The following is a 14,266-nucleotide window of genomic DNA, read 5'->3' on the forward strand; positions in this document are numbered from 1 at the left end:
TTTAGTGCAGCTCGAGGCGGCGGGACATATCGGACGCAAAGACACCCGTGGGGTCGATAGCGTTGCGGGTCTTTAACCAGCCTTCCATACCTGGGTACATCTTGTGGAAGTTCTCCGCAGAGGTACGGGATTCCTTAGCCAAATACAGGCGGCCACCGAATTCCATCACGCGCTTATCCAGATCATCCAAGAATGCGCCAAGACCAGGCTTGATGGGGAAGTCAACGCAGACGTTCCAACCAGGCATTGGGTAGGACAATGGTGCCTTGTTACCCTCACCGAACAGCTTGAACACGTTCAATGCGGAGTAGTGGCCGGACTTCTGAATGTCCTTGACAATGTCCTTGAATGGCTCGACTGCTTCGCGTGGCACCACGAACTGATACTGCAAGAAGCCCTTGGAGCCGTAGCCGCGGTTCCACTCGCCGATCAGGTCCAGTGGCTGGTAGAACTGCGTGAGGTTTTGCACCTTGTTCTTGTAGGTGCCGGACTTGAGCCACCACAGCTCGCCGATGGCGATCATGGAGAGCTTATTCATGGTGAAGCTTGGGAAGATATCCGGCACAGTGACCAGCTGTGGTGCGTTGAACTTCAGCGGATCCTTAGCCAGCTTCGGTGCGATCTCTTCCAGCTGTGCCAGGGTGGCCAACGAACCGCGGGAGATTGCGGCGCGGCCGAGCTTTGGCTCAGGGGAGATGGCGTCGAACCATGCAGACGAGTAAGTGTAGTTGTGCTCGGAGCCGTCGGAGTGGAACTCGATGGTCTCGTCGAGGTTGGCGGTCAGGTCGCCGTCGGCAATGAAGTACGCGGTTTCCGTCTTGGTCATGCGGATGCGTGCGCGCACGATGATGCCGGTCAGTCCCATGCCGCCGACGGTGGCCCAGAACAGTTCGCCGGTGGGGTCGTCTGCGGAGCCTTCTGGCTCAAGGTGGAGAATGCGGCCGTCGGCAACGAGTAGTTCCATAGAGGCAACGTGGTCGCCGAAGGAGCCTGCGGAGTGGTGGTTCTTGCCGTGGATGTCGGGGCCGATTGCGCCGCCGATGGTTACCTGGCGGGTGCCTGGCAAAACTGGAACCCACAGGCCATAAGGCAGTGCGGCCTTCATGAGCTGGTCCAAGGTCACGCCGCCGTCGACGTCGACAATTGCCGATTCTGGGTCGATGGAGTGAATCTTGTTCAGAGCTTGCATGTCTACGACGAGGCCACCGGAGTTTTGGGCGGGGTCACCGTAGGAGCGTCCCATGCCACGAGCGATGACACCGCGCTTGAGGTGCGCTGGTTTGGAATCATTCTGCTCAGCCACTTGGCGGACTGCTTCAACGATTACGTCGAGATCTGGGGTGGACAGAACCTCGGCGGTGGTTGGTGCGGTACGGCCCCAACCTGTGAGTTTCTTGGCTTCTGTGTAGAGGGCTCCGGAGGCACCGTTCGAAGCTGCGGTGCTGGACGTGCCCTTGTCGGTCGTCATCGTTTTACAACGGTACTCGCTTCACGCGACATGTGACTATGACTGGGCGTGCCCGAGCGGGTGGTTTTTCTCACGTTCTGATGTGGGAACAAACATTTTTGGGAGGGAACGCTACGTTATAAGTCCATCATTTCGCGGATTTCGCGTGGTAGTTCCTCTTGGGAGCAGATGGTGGGGCCGTCGTAATGCTCGAGGATTTCGTAGACGCGCACTCGCGAGTTGCTGTCGAGCATGGGGATTTCTTCGGCCATGAGCAGCATCATGTCGTTGCTTAATGGCGCTGAGGTGTGCTGCGTGGCGATGGTGTCGCTTGTGGCCTCTTTGGGTCGGGGTACGGGTTGGGACTTGCGAAAAAAACCGAACATGCTGCCACTTTACTGTGAATGGGGGTGCATGTCATGGGGGTTCGCTAGTGTGTGTTCTATGACGAACCAAGCACGTATTCGCCGCCTTTCAGCTGCGCTGTCTATTGGCCTGATCACCGCTTTGCCGGATTATGTTTCTAACAAAGCTGTGCGTTGGCTGCTCAACACCCTTATTGCGGGCGCTGGCGTTGGTGTGGTGGCGTATGTGAACAAGCAAGACGAGGACCCCACGAACGACCTTGACGTTGTTGCCCGCGAGCTTATCGACGGCGCCCAGTTCGGACCCGCAGCCACCTGGGGGCTGTTCCTCGCCGTTGCAACCCTCTTGTTCGTGCAGCGTATCGACGCCAAACTCACCGCCGTGGTCACCGGCTGGCTGCGTCGTCGCGGCGTGTGCGCCCCACACACTGTGCTCGGTGTCCTTGCTGCAATCTTGGCTTATGCGGAAGTAACAAAGTCATGATCAGCGTTATCGACGTGGTATCGGATACTGTCGAAGACCCCACCGTGGTCATGTGGCATGTGCACACCTCGCCCGACTACCCCGCTAGCCTCATGTCCGGTGCGTGGGTGCTCGGGCCAGCGGAAAGTCATGGGGTTGATAACCTGAGCTCTCTGCTTACTAACACATGGGCGTTGCCGCTGACCCCTGCGGCCGCAGAGCTAGTTCCCGCTGGGATCCCCGTGATTTCCCTCGACGATGTGCGCGCAGCAGTAGAAGCAGGGCTAGGCGAGATCAAATCGGTGATCGCCTCGGCTAAGAAAGACAATCCCAAGCTTGTCGCCCCGCGCTTTAGCACTCTGCCCGCTATTAGTCCCGAGGATTTCCGCGCCGCTTACCACGGCGAGCCCCAAGCAGAGACCGCGTGGTCCGCTGCCAGCGCGGTCGCAGCGTGGATGCAAACATGGCTTGATATTGAACAACAGCGCCGCAGTCGCGCTTACCTTAAAGACGCGCTGGGGTCTTCGGCGCGGTCGCTTCCGTTGCATTTGCTGCCTACACGGTAAGATTCCCGCCCGTGACTACAACCAACTCGGCCGCACCACAGAGCGTGACATCCCAAGGCATTAAGTTCATCATCTCCGGTGGCATCTCCGCTGTCGTGGATCTCGGTCTTACCTACATCTGCCAGATCCTCTTCGGTTTCTCCGCCGCGGGTGGCCGCACGATCGGCTTCATTTTTGGTACGCTGACTGCCTACTTAATCAACCGTCGCTGGACCTTCCAAGCGGAGGCCTCCACCAAGCGTTTTATCCAGGTGGCTGTGCTGTACACGATCACTTACTTTGTGAATGTGGGCGGCCACGCCTTGCTCTTCGGTATGTTTACCTCTTCTGGTCTTGGAGACCGCGTGGCTTTGGTGATCGCCTTTGTGATCTCTCAAGGTGTTGCCACGGTGATCAATTTCTTCGTGCAGCGCTGGTTCATTTTCAAGTAACCCGCGCTGCCCTGTTGGGGCCTCAGTGAGTAGTTCGTGCCAAATTAAATCGTTTCTTATATCTCCGACCTGCGGAAACACGGCGAAGGCGAAAAAGATTTGGCACGAACTACTCACTCGGCTACTCTCCCACGGGGTATGGGGGAAATAACACAGAAAATACCGCACGCTACTCTCACTCGAAAGCTAGAGAGTGGGGAAATTATCCGCGTGACTCACGGGCTGTACTGGCAGGGGGAAGTCAGCGTAGATGAGCTGGCGGTAGTCCTGTGCCGACGGGGATTTGTGCTTACGGGTGTCACAGAACTGGAGCTTTTGGCTCAGCAACCTCTCACCCTGCCGTTGCATGTTGTTGCTAATCGTAGGGTGCAATCTACTGAGTATGTGGTGATACATCGCAGTTCCGTACTCAAGGGTGTACGTGTGGAAAATATGCTTATTGAGCTGCCGGTTTATGCGATGCGATGGCTGGGTAAAAAGCAGGCGATTCGGTTAGCGGAGATTGCTTATGCTGGGCGCGAGGGGCGTGCGCGGTTGGAGCGCCATGCGCAGGGTGCGGTTCCGGTGCGGGTTCAGGAGATTGTGCAGGCTTCGGTTATTGGTGCGGATAGTCCGCCTGAGCGTGATCTGGTGCGTGCGTTGCGATCTGTTGGTGTGGAGTGTGAGAGCAATGTGCAGGTGGGCGATTATCGTTGGGATATTCGTATTTGTGGCAGCACTGTGCTTATTGAGGTCGATGGTTATACGTATCACAATGCTGAAAATCGTGAGACATTCCGCTTAGATCGCTGGAAGGCTAACGATGCCACCCTGCGTGGTTACGTGGTTCTGCGATATTCGGCGGCCTGTGTGTGGGATTCTTTGGATGTGATTGTTGATCAGGTTGTGCAGGCGGTGCAGTGTGCGCCGAAGCAGCTTCGTGATGTCGATGAGGCGAGGTGTTGGCATCGCGGAGCATGGAAGTGGATCTCTGGGTTAGCGTGGCTCTAACCATTGTTGATACGTCATAGTGAGTAGTTTGTGCCAAAACTTTTTCGCCTTCGCCGCGTTTCCGCAGGTCGGAGATATAAGAAACGATTTAATTTGGCACGAACTACTCACTTGCCACCCGTCGCTAGGGGCGTTCGAATTTCTCGGAGCGTCCGAGCTGGTGGAGTTTGAACCATTCGAGGAATCCGCGGGGGTCGCGTCGTTGGATGAGGAAGAACCACGCAAAGCGGGCATATTCCTGTGGGAGGAGGCGTCGCATGCCTGGTTGGTTCATGAGGTAGCCGCGGTTGCGGTAGGTGAAGTAGCGTTTGGCGTCGCTGGAGGGGTATTGGGTGTGCATGCGTCCGCCGAGGATAGGTTTGAATTCGTCGGAGCCGTCGGGGTGGAGGTATGCGGTGGTCAGGCAGGTGCCAAAGTTGAGGCCGGAGCGTACTAGGCGGCGGTGGTATTCGACTTCGTCGCCGCGGATGAATAGGCGCAGGTCAGGGACACCGATGCGTTCTATGGCTGCGGCGGAGATGAGTGCGCCGTTGAAGAGGGATGCGATGCCGGGAAGGAGGGTGTCGCTGGGGTTGTTGGGGTCGATGAGTTCGCTGCGGTAGCGTCGCCATTCGAGTCCGCGGCGTAGGGGGAATGCGAGTCGGTTGGGGTCGTCCATGTTGCAGACCACTGGGGAGACTTCGTCGAGTTGGTGGGTGGTGGCGTCGTCGATAAGTGTGGCGAGGACGTGGGGGCCTTCGGGGCGGCCGTCGTCGTCGGCGCACCAGATGGCGTCGGCGCCGAGGGCGAGTGCGGTGAGGAATCCGTAGGCGAATCCGCCTGCGCCGCCAAGGTTGGTGTGTGATGGCAGATAGATGCCTCGGTCGCCAGCGACGCTGTGGAGGAGGTCGCGTACTGCGTCTTCGTAGCCGTTGTCGACCACGATGATCCACTTCACTGGGTGGGTTTGCGCGGCCACTACTTCGAGGGAGGCGCGGAGGAGCTCGACGCGCTTGTGGGTCACGATGACTGCGGCGATGTTATCTGAAGTGGAAAGCGGCATGGTTCTTATTGTGGCACATTGTGAGGTTTGCCCTACAACGACACAAACAGTGAGGTCAGGGTAAGTGAGGGTAGGACAGGCTTACCCCGTTTGTGTGTTGCTTTAGTTTTGCTCTAGCTAATTTTCTTCTTATCGCAATAAGATTCAGTTTCATGACTAAGGAAACTTCTCGCATGTCACGGCGCGGCTTCATTCGCACTGCTGCTGCTTCCGTGGCCGCATTGGCTTTAACGGGCAGCCTCGTTGCGTGCTCGACTGATTCTGCTAGCACCTCCGCTACCACCAGCGCAGCCAACAAAGCGCTGACGGTGTTTGCTACCACTGGTTACATTGGCGACGCCGTGAGGAACATCGCTCCTGATGCCGACGTGACCATCATGGTGGGCCCTGGCGGCGATCCGCACACCTACCAGCCCACTACGCAGGACATTTCTAAGATCGAGTCCTCTGATGTGGTGTTGTGGTCTGGTCTGCACATGGAGGCCAAGATGTTGGATCAGCTGAAGGCTCAGGGGGATCGTCAGGCTGCGGTTGCTGAGGCAATCCCTGAGGAGAAGCGTTTGGATTGGCCGGAGCCTGGCGATAATGGCGAGAAGTTGTATGACCCCCACGTGTGGAATTCCACGGAGAATTGGAAGTACGTGGTGGATGCGATTGTGAAGAAGTTGTCTGAGGTGGATAAGGATAATGCCGCTACCTATAAGGACAATGCTGAGAAGTACAAGAAGGAGATCGACGAGACTGCTGCGTATGTGAAGGAGCAGATCGATCAGATTCCGGAGCAGAAGCGTATTTTGATCACTGGTCATGATGCGTTTAGCTACTTTGGCAAGCAGTTTGGTGTGGAGATTCACGCTACGGACTTTGTGACCTCTGAGTCGGAGATGTCGCCAGCGGAACTTGCTGAGTTGGGCAACTTCATTGCTGATAAGAAGATCCCTACGATTTTCCAGGATAATTTGGCTAATCCGCAGGCTATTAACTCTTTGAAGGAGACTGTGAAGGCTAAGGGATGGAACGTGGAGGTTTCCGATAAGGAGCTTTACGCGGATTCCTTGGGTGAGTCTGCGCCGACGGATACTTACCTTGGTGTTTTGAAGTACAACGCTGATGCTATCCGCGAGGCTTTGGCTAAGTAATTAGCAAATTTTCTCGACCGCGTTACAACACGTTAATGTGCATGGAATGAGTCTGCCTGTGCGTGTTCTTTGTGTAGCGCGGTTCTTGTCGCACATCTGACTATTTTTTAAGAGGCGTTATGTCTGTCCCTTTGCACGCGCTGCCACCGGCTTTGGTGATGCGCAATGTGTCTGCGCGTTATGGTTCTACTGTTGCGGTGGAACGCGCTAGTGTTGTGGTTCCTGCTGGCACGGTGATGGGGTTTATTGGCCCTAATGGTGCGGGTAAGTCCTCGTTGATTAAGGCTGCGATTGATTTGATTGATCGCGATGGCGAGGTGGAGTTTTTCGACGAGAGTTTGGCTGCGTGTCGTAATAGGGTGGGCTATATGCCGCAGAGTGCGGATGTGGATTGGGATTATCCGATCACGGTTCGCCAGGTGGTGCAGATGGGGCTGTTTCCACGGTTGGGATGGTTTAAGCGGTTGTCGGGGGAGCATAAGGAGCTTGTCGACGCTTCCCTGGCGCGTGTTGGTATCGCGGATTTGGCTAAGCGTCATATTTCTGAGTTGTCGGGTGGGCAGCGTCGTCGTGTGTTTGTGGCGCGTATTCTTGCCCAGCAGCCGGATATTTATTTGTTGGATGAGCCGTTTGCTGGTGTGGATGCTGCCAGTGAGAAGGTGATTCGTGGTGTGTTGCATGAGCTGCGAGATGCGGGCAAGTCGGTGGTGATTGTGCACCATGATTTGTCTACGGTGGCGGAGTTGTGCGATCACGTAACGATTATTAATCGTGGGGTGTTGGCTTCTGGTCCGGTGTCTGAGGTGTTTACTCGTGAGACGGTGAACAAGGCATTTGGGTTGGGGCTGCTATGAGCCTGATTGAGTTTTTGTCGGAGTTTTCTTTCCGTCGTGTGGTGCTGGGAACCATGTTGATTGGTTTGTGTTCGGGTGCCATGGGAACGTTTTTGTATTTGCGCAGGCAGTCGATGATGAGTGATGTGATTGGACACTCTGCGACTCCTGGTGTGATGGGTTCGTTTTTGTTGTTTTCTACGGTTCCGGTGTTGGCGGGGTCGCAGTTGCTTGCGCAGTGGGGGATTGATGCGCGTTCGATGCCGGTGATTACGGTGGGGGCGTTGATTACGGGGTTGGCGTCGGCGTTGTTGGCGGACAAGGTGGCTGCGACGACGCGCATTGGTATTGATGCCACTATGGCGGTGATGTTGTCGCTGTTTTTGGGCGGCGGCCTGATTTTGCTGCAGATCATTCAGCGTGGGCGTTATAAGGGCAAGGGCGGCATTGATGAGTTGATGTTTGGTAATGCTGCCACGCTTACTAATTTGGATGTGCGCACGTTGGCTGTGGTGTCTGTGGTGATTTTGGGTGTGATTGTGGCGTTGTGGCGGCCGTTTACGCTGTTGGTCTTTGATCCGGTGTTGGCGCGGATGTCGGGGATGCCGCGGTGGATTAATGGTGTGTTGTTTGTGATTATCACGCTGGGCATGGTGATTGGTGTGAAGGCGGTGGGCCTGATCTTGATGATTGCGTTTGCTGTGTTCCCGCCGGCTGCTGCGCGTCAGTGGTCGCGTACGGCGTTGCAGATGGTGGTCGCGTCGGCTCTGATTGGTGGGGTGTCGGCGGTGTTGGGCACCTATATTTCGATTTCGGTGGGTAAGGTGCCCACGGGCCCGGTGATTGTGTTGGTGCTGGCTGCGATTGTGCTGGTGTCGATGGTGTTGTCGCCGCGTAGGAGTGGGGTGTCGGCATGACGTTTGCGGTGTCTGTTTCGTTGTTGGCGCTGGTGGTGGCGCTTACCGCTGCGATTCCTGGGGTGGTGTTGGTGTTGCGTCGACAAGCGATGCTTTCCGACGCCCTCTCCCACGCCGTTTTGCCGGGCATTGCGGTGGGCGCGTTGTGGACTACTAATCCGAATTCGCCGATTCTGTTGGTTGGCGCGACATTGAGTGGTGTGCTGGTCATGGCGCTTACGGAGTGGGTGCGTGGCCGTCATCGAGTGACTGAGGATAGTGCCACGGGTCTGATTTTCCCCGCGTTTTTTGCCATTGGTGTGATTCTGATTTCTACGAAGTTTAATCGTTCGTCGATTTCTGAGCACACGGTGTTGGTGGGTGATTTGAACATTTCCGCCATGCAGCATGTGGTGGTGGGGACCATTGATTTTGGCCCGAAGAGTGCGTGGATTATTGGCGCGGTGGGCTTGCTCACCTTGGCGTTGTTGTTGGTGGCTAAGCGGCCGCTGGCGATTTCTACTTTTGATCCGGTGTTTGCGCGCACGGTGGGTATTCGGACGCGGTTGATTAATTATCTTGTGATGACGATGGTGTCGTTGACCATTGTGGTGGTGTTCGACGCTGCTGGTGCGGTGTTGGCTGTTGCGTTGATGATCGTGCCGGCTGCTACCGCATTGATGATCGCTTCCTCGGAAGGGGCCATGCTGTTGGTCACCTTGGTCGTGGCTGCGGCAAGTTCCCAGGTGGGGTTCTGGGTGGCGTATCGTCTCGACGCGGCGACCTCGCCGACGATGGCGTTTGTCGACGGCCTCATCTTCCTCGCGGTGTGGGGTATTATTCGTGCGCGTCGCCGGCTGCGGCGTTGAAAACTGCAGCACTGCTAACTGTGGCGGGTATCTAAGTGTGCGCTTCCTAGTGCACATGACAATCGTTGCCTATAGTGGTGGGCATGGCACATCGACTAATCCGTACCGCAATCGCAGCTGTGGCTGCCACAGGTCTTGTGGCAGCAGCCGGTTGCTCCACCACCGACTCTGGCACCAGCGCTTCCGGAACTTCGAGCGCCGTCAAGAGCGACACTCTTAAAATCTTTGCTACCACCAGCTACATTGGTGACGCTGTGAAGAACATCGCCCCCGACGCAGACCTCACCATCATGGTGGGCCCTGGTGGCGATCCGCACACCTACCAGCCATCCACCGCCGACCTTGAGGCAATGCAAAACGCGGATGCCGTTATCTGGTCGGGCCTTGGCATGGAAGCCAACATGGTTGACCAGCTTCGTGGGCTTGGCGACAAGCAAATCGCCGTAGCAGAGCAGCTTCCTGAGTCCCAGCTGTTGCCATGGGTTGAGGAAGATGAGCATGATCATGAGCACGGCGACGAGCACGGCCATCACCATGAGTCGCAGTGGGATCCTCATGTATGGAACTCCACGGATAACTGGAAGCTTGTTGTCGACCAGATCGTCAAGAAGCTCTCCGCTGCGGATTCTGCTAACGCTGATACCTACAAGGCCAATGGCGAGAAGTACAACAAGCAAATCGACGAGGCCAACGCTTATGTTCAGGCCAAGATTGACACGATTCCGCAGGATCAGCGCACCCTCGTGTCGGGTCACGACGCTTTCCGTTACTTTGGCAAGCAGTTCGGCCTTGAGGCAAAAGCCACTGACTTTGTCACCTCTGACGCTGAGCGCTCTGCAAACGAGCTTGAGGATTTGGCTACCTTCATCGTGGAGCACCACGTCCCAGTGATCTTCCAGGATGCTTCTGCTAACCCACAGGCTGTGAAGTCCCTAGAGGAGAACGTGGCTAAGAAGGGCGGCAAGGTCAAGGTTGTGGATAAGGAGCTCTACAGCGACTCCCTTGGCGCTGAGGCCCCTGCTGATACCTACATCGGTGCCTTGAAGTACAACGCAGACACCATTGCGGAGGCTTTCTCCTCGACCCGCTAGGTCGACCCGCTAGGTCGCACCTGCTAGGTCGCTAAAAGGTCCGGTGGGCTGGGACATCTCACGAAGAGATTGTGCCCCAGCTCATCGGACCTTTTTCTGCTTTTCAGCACCGGCTATCGTCGGCTAGCGCTACATTCTGGCTTGCAGTCTGCGCACGTGTTCGGCTGCTTCTTTTCCTTCGTAGGCTTCCACGATGTCGGCTACTGGTCCGGCTTGGCGGATGGTGCCGTGGTCGACCCAGAGTGCGGAGTCGCATAGTTGGACGAGGAAGTCGTTGGAGTGGGAGGCGAATACGAGGATGCCGGAGCGTTTGACAAGGTCGGAGAGTCGTTCGCGTGCTTTTGCCATGAAGGCGGCGTCGACAGCTCCAATGCCTTCGTCGAGAAGCAGGATTTCGGGTTCGATGGAGGTGACTACTCCGAGGGCGAGGCGGATGCGCATGCCGGTGGAGTAGGTGCGTAGTGGCATGGAGAGGTAGTCGCCGAGTTCGGTGAATTCGGCGATTTCGTCCATTTTTTGTTTCATTTGTTTGCGGGTTTGGCCGAGGAAGAGTCCTCGGATGACGATGTTTTCGTATCCGGAGATTTCTGGGTCCATGCCTACGCCGAGGTCAAACACGGGGGCGACGCGGCCGCGGACGTGTGCGGAGCCGCGGGTGGGTTCGTAGATTCCGGAGAGGAGTCGCAGGAGTGTGGATTTGCCGGCGCCGTTGTGACCGACGAGTCCGATGCGGTCGCCTTCGCGTAGGTGCAGGTTGACGTCGCGAAGCGCTTCGACAACAACGGTGTTGTCTTTGTTGCGTCCGATTGCGCCGCCGGCTGCTCCGAGGAAGGCTTTTTTCATGGAGCGCGATTTGGCGTCGAAGATGGGGAAGTCAACGCAGGCGTTGTAGGTGTCGATGGATACCATGGTGAGTTGTTTCTCCTTCTTAAACCCAGTAGCTGACGCGGAATCGCCATTGGCGCATGGCGAGCATGGCGATGAAGAGTCCGATAACGGTGCAGCAACCCACGACGATCCAGTTCAGTGGGTGGATGGGGGCCCCGATCAAGGGGGCGCGGATGACTTCCATGTAGTGGTACAGGGGGTTGAGCATGGCCAGTTTGGCGCGTTCGGAGACGGCTCCGCCTTGGGAGTAGAGCGTTTCGGTGGTCCACACGATGGGTGTGACGTAGAACAGGAGTTGGGTGAGTGCTTCGAGCAGCGGCGAGAAATCGCGGTAGCGGGTGGCTACGATGCCGAAGAACATGGTGACCCATACGCCGTTGGCGATCAGTAGCGCGAGGGCGGGGATTCCGAGGAGGATGTCCCAGCCGAGCGGCCGTGGGAAGATCGCCATGAGGATGACCCAGATCACCATGTTGTGCATGAGGAAGAGGGTTTGTTTCCAGACCAGGCGGTAGACGTGGACGGAGAGCGCGGAGGGGAGCTGTTTGATCAGGCCTTCGTTGGCGATGAAGACTTCGGAGCCTTCTTTAATACATCCCGCGATGAAGTTCCACATGATTAATCCCACAGTGACGTGGGGGAGGAATTGGGCGACGGGGATTTTGAAGAGCACGGAGTACAGCAGGCCGAGGGCGAGTGCCATCACACCGGTGGCGATGGTGATCCATAGGGGGCCGAGCACGGAGCGGCGGTAGCGCTGCTTGATGTCTTGCCATCCTAGTTGGAGCCAGAGTTCCCGCTGGGAGAAGCCCCGAACGAGGTCTGCCCAGGCGGCTGCGAGTGTCTTGGATTGCGACGGCTCGTCGGCGGTGGTGTCCGTGTTGGTAATACGGGCTACCATCTCTTCGAGTGTCTCGTTGTTATGACGTTCAGCTTGTTCCTGCACAAATGTTAAGCCTAGCTGGCTTTGTGCGGGGATTGAATCTGACAGGCATACTAACTAGGTTCAATTATCAAAAGTAGAGGGAGTTGAGTGATGGCGTTTGATGTGGCGCGCGTCCGTGGTGCGTACACCTCTATTACCGGTGGGTGGACGTATATGAATGCTCAGCAGCAGGCTCAGATCCCTGAGCGGGTGGCTGCTGCTGTGGCGCGTGGCTTTCGTAATTCGCCGATTGTGGAGGATGTGGAGCCGGCTTTTGGTTCTCATGCGCGGGAGCGACATGCTGGGCTTTTTTCCTCTGATGGGTATGTGCGTTCGGCGCAGGTGGCTATTGCGGATTTGACGGGTACTTCGGCTGACGCGGTGATTCTTGGCCCTAATTTGGAGGTTCTGTTTTCTCGATTTGCGGCTGCGGTGTGGCCATTGGTGCGCCGTGGTTCGTCGGTTGTGATGGCGCATGGTTGTTCGCCGGCGATGACGGTTGGTGCGGAGACGCGGTGGGCGCAGCCGGATTTGGGTACGGGTGAGATTCCGGCGTGGCAGTTTGGTTCGCTTGTCGACGGCTCCACGCGTCTGGTGGCTCTTCGCGCCGCGGATCCTCAGGTGGGCACGATTAACCCCATCCGAGAGATCTCTGAGTACGTTCATGGGGCTTCTCGGGCATGGCTGCTTGTCGACGCCTCCTCTTTGGCCGGTCATCGTCCCATCACAATGGAGGCATTGGGTGCCGACATCGTGGCTCTTGATTGCTCTGCTTTTGGTGGCCCCCAGGTTGCTGCGCTGGCTTTCCGCGATGCCACGATGTTCCCGCGGCTTGACGCCGACCTGCTCAACAGCAGTGTCGCGCCGGGTCTTGCTGCTGGTGTGTCGGCTGCGGTGGATCATATTGCGGATTTGGATGAGTCGGTGCGTGGTACGCGTCGTAACCGTCTCGTGGATAGCATTGAGTCCGCTGGCCTTTACTTGGGCCGGTTGGGTACCTATTTGGCGGATTCTTTGGATTCGTTGCCTAAGACGCACGTGTTTGGCGTGACTGGCGAGGCCGCCGCGGGTTCAGACGCCGACCGCATCCCTCATGTGACCTTCTGTATCGATGGCGTGCCGGCTGACCTAATTTATCACCGCTTACTGAGCAACCGCATTGTGGGCGCTTTGTCTACACCGTCGCCGCTTCTCGACGCCATGGGTGCCGAGGACACCCACGGCACCATCAGTTTGGCTCTGGCACCGTTTAACACCACCCACGATGTTGACCAGTTGATGCGGGTGGTGGCGAGCTTCGCTTAAACCTCGAGGACGATCTTTCCGGTTACCTCCCCGCTTTTGAGCATCTCATGGGCCTGCTGGGCCTGCTCTAGGGGGAGCGTGGCGTGGATGTGGTGCCGGATGGTGCCGTCGGCAAGCAGTGGCCACACGTTGTCGACTGTCGACGCCACAATGCGTGCCTTGTCCTCGCGGTCGCGGGCGCGCAACGCCGTCGCAGAGATCGTGCCGCGCTTGCTCAGCAGCCGCCCAATGTTGAGCTCACCCTTCACACCACCTTGCATGCCGATGGTCACCTGGTGGCCGTCCATTGCCAGTGCGCGCACGTTTTGGTCCAGATACTTCGCACCCATAATGTCCAAAATGCGATCGCACTTATTCTTCAGGACCTCTGCAAAATCCTCCTCCCGATAATTAATCAGGATGTCCGCACCCAGCTCACGGCACGTTTCCAGCTTCTCCTTCGAACCAGCCGTCACCGCCACCGTGGCACCCACATACTTAGCCAGCTGGATGGCAAAGGTGCCGATCCCGCCCGCGCCGCCATGGATCAAGAACGTGTGCTCGGGTTCCAAGCCGGTGAGCATCCCGATATTCGACCACACGGTGGTGGCAACCTCTACGACGGCTGCCGCCTCAGCGAAGCTGTAACCCTCGGGGATGGGCATGAGCTGGCCTTCTGGCACCGCCACATACTCGGCGTACCCGCCGCCGGCTAGCAGACAGGCGACTTTGTCACCGACGTTGCGGCTGGTGGTGCCCGCGTCTGCGATCACACCGGCGCACTCGAGCCCGATGATGTCGGATTCACCGGGTGGCGGTGGGTAGTGGCCTGCTGCCTGTAGGAGGTCTGCGCGGTTGACGCCGGCGGCTTTGATCTGGACGAGTACTTCGCCTGGTTGCAGGGTGGGTGTTGGTGCATCGTGGACTGCCAAGGTGGCGTCGTCTTGAACGTAAATTGCCCTCATACGCCCCCACTTTAAAGAATTTCGGCAACTTCGGGTATAGTTTTTCGTGTTGGATCCGAAACTTTGTTTTTG

16 protein-coding genes are annotated in these 14,266 nt (G+C 57.2%); 10 read left to right on the top strand and 6 right to left on the bottom strand.

What is annotated here, in order from left to right:
- Position 1: 1 nt before the first annotated feature.
- Together CIP100161_RS00820 and CIP100161_RS00825 are read right to left on the bottom strand one after the other, a co-directional pair.
- A complete protein-coding gene (locus tag CIP100161_RS00820; protein WP_155871212.1) occupies positions 2 to 1,468 on the bottom strand; it encodes an FAD-binding oxidoreductase in 1,467 nt (488 codons plus the stop codon).
- Between the two features lie 116 nt (positions 1,469 to 1,584).
- The gene (locus CIP100161_RS00825; protein ID WP_155871213.1) at positions 1,585 to 1,833 is read right to left on the bottom strand and encodes a hypothetical protein; all 249 of its coding nucleotides are present in this window, start codon (positions 1,831 to 1,833) and stop codon (positions 1,585 to 1,587) included.
- Between the two features lie 28 nt (positions 1,834 to 1,861).
- Here CIP100161_RS00825 and CIP100161_RS00830 point away from each other — a divergent pair, with 28 nt between their 5' ends.
- The 4 genes from CIP100161_RS00830 (at position 1,862) to CIP100161_RS00850 (ending at position 4,262) form a co-directional block, all read left to right on the top strand.
- Positions 1,862 to 2,296, top strand: coding sequence for a hypothetical protein (locus tag CIP100161_RS00830; protein WP_155874488.1), 435 nt, complete (start codon positions 1,862 to 1,864; stop codon positions 2,294 to 2,296).
- Positions 2,293 to 2,841, top strand: a complete 549-nt coding sequence (locus CIP100161_RS00835) for a hypothetical protein (protein ID WP_155871214.1) — start codon at positions 2,293 to 2,295, stop codon at positions 2,839 to 2,841. The genes CIP100161_RS00830 and CIP100161_RS00835 overlap by 4 nt, the downstream gene beginning before the upstream one ends.
- An 11-nt stretch (positions 2,842 to 2,852) precedes the next feature.
- Entirely contained in the window at positions 2,853 to 3,272 is a 420-nt protein-coding gene (locus CIP100161_RS00840) for a GtrA family protein (protein WP_014316167.1), read from the top strand.
- A gap of 210 nt (positions 3,273 to 3,482) precedes the next feature.
- A complete protein-coding gene (locus CIP100161_RS00850; RefSeq protein WP_155871215.1) occupies positions 3,483 to 4,262 on the top strand; it encodes a DUF559 domain-containing protein in 780 nt (259 codons plus the stop codon).
- Positions 4,263 to 4,386: 124 nt separating this feature from the next.
- Here the strand turns inward: CIP100161_RS00850 and glfT1 are convergent, their stop codons facing one another.
- Positions 4,387 to 5,304, bottom strand: coding sequence for a galactofuranosyltransferase GlfT1 (gene glfT1 / locus CIP100161_RS00860; RefSeq protein ID WP_155871216.1), 918 nt, complete (start codon positions 5,302 to 5,304; stop codon positions 4,387 to 4,389).
- Positions 5,305 to 5,477: 173 nt separating this feature from the next.
- Between glfT1 and CIP100161_RS00865 the strand changes: the two genes are divergently transcribed.
- The 5 genes from CIP100161_RS00865 to CIP100161_RS00885 all read left to right on the top strand — a co-directional run bounded on the left by CIP100161_RS00865 (position 5,478) and on the right by CIP100161_RS00885 (position 10,132).
- Positions 5,478 to 6,443 (top strand): metal ABC transporter substrate-binding protein, encoded by a 966-nt coding sequence (locus tag CIP100161_RS00865; protein WP_155874489.1) that lies wholly within the window; start codon positions 5,478 to 5,480, stop codon positions 6,441 to 6,443.
- A 119-nt stretch (positions 6,444 to 6,562) separates the two neighbouring features.
- Positions 6,563 to 7,297, top strand: a complete 735-nt coding sequence (locus CIP100161_RS00870; protein ID WP_155871217.1) for a metal ABC transporter ATP-binding protein — start codon at positions 6,563 to 6,565, stop codon at positions 7,295 to 7,297.
- On the top strand, positions 7,294 to 8,193 hold the full coding sequence (locus CIP100161_RS00875; RefSeq protein WP_071571486.1) for a metal ABC transporter permease: 900 nt from the start codon (positions 7,294 to 7,296) through the stop codon (positions 8,191 to 8,193). Before CIP100161_RS00870 ends, CIP100161_RS00875 begins: the two co-directional genes overlap by 4 nt.
- Entirely contained in the window at positions 8,190 to 9,041 is an 852-nt protein-coding gene (locus CIP100161_RS00880; protein WP_155871218.1) for a metal ABC transporter permease, read from the top strand. Before CIP100161_RS00875 ends, CIP100161_RS00880 begins: the two co-directional genes overlap by 4 nt.
- 83 nt (positions 9,042 to 9,124) lie before the next feature.
- A complete protein-coding gene (locus CIP100161_RS00885; RefSeq protein WP_155871219.1) occupies positions 9,125 to 10,132 on the top strand; it encodes a metal ABC transporter solute-binding protein, Zn/Mn family in 1,008 nt (335 codons plus the stop codon).
- Between the two features lie 129 nt (positions 10,133 to 10,261).
- Here CIP100161_RS00885 and wzt read toward each other — a convergent pair whose 3' ends face one another.
- On the bottom strand, positions 10,262 to 11,041 hold the full coding sequence (gene wzt, locus CIP100161_RS00890) for a galactan export ABC transporter ATP-binding subunit Wzt/RfbE (protein ID WP_014309050.1): 780 nt from the start codon (positions 11,039 to 11,041) through the stop codon (positions 10,262 to 10,264).
- Between the two features lie 19 nt (positions 11,042 to 11,060).
- On the bottom strand, positions 11,061 to 11,966 hold the full coding sequence (wzm, locus tag CIP100161_RS00895) for a galactan export ABC transporter permease subunit Wzm/RfbD (RefSeq protein ID WP_014307805.1): 906 nt from the start codon (positions 11,964 to 11,966) through the stop codon (positions 11,061 to 11,063).
- A 90-nt stretch (positions 11,967 to 12,056) separates the two neighbouring features.
- On the opposite strand from wzm, the gene CIP100161_RS00900 reads away from it, so the two are divergent.
- Positions 12,057 to 13,250, top strand: a complete 1,194-nt coding sequence (locus CIP100161_RS00900) for an aminotransferase class V-fold PLP-dependent enzyme (protein WP_155871220.1) — start codon at positions 12,057 to 12,059, stop codon at positions 13,248 to 13,250.
- Here the strand turns inward: CIP100161_RS00900 and CIP100161_RS00905 are convergent.
- Complete coding sequence (locus CIP100161_RS00905; protein WP_155871221.1) at positions 13,247 to 14,194, bottom strand: NAD(P)H-quinone oxidoreductase; 948 nt, start codon at positions 14,192 to 14,194, stop codon at positions 13,247 to 13,249. The two genes, CIP100161_RS00900 and CIP100161_RS00905, sit on opposite strands and share 4 nt — an antisense overlap.
- Positions 14,195 to 14,266: the final 72 nt, after the last annotated feature.

The organism is Corynebacterium rouxii (genome assembly GCF_902702935.1).
GTDB classification, from domain to species: domain Bacteria; phylum Actinomycetota; class Actinomycetes; order Mycobacteriales; family Mycobacteriaceae; genus Corynebacterium; species Corynebacterium rouxii.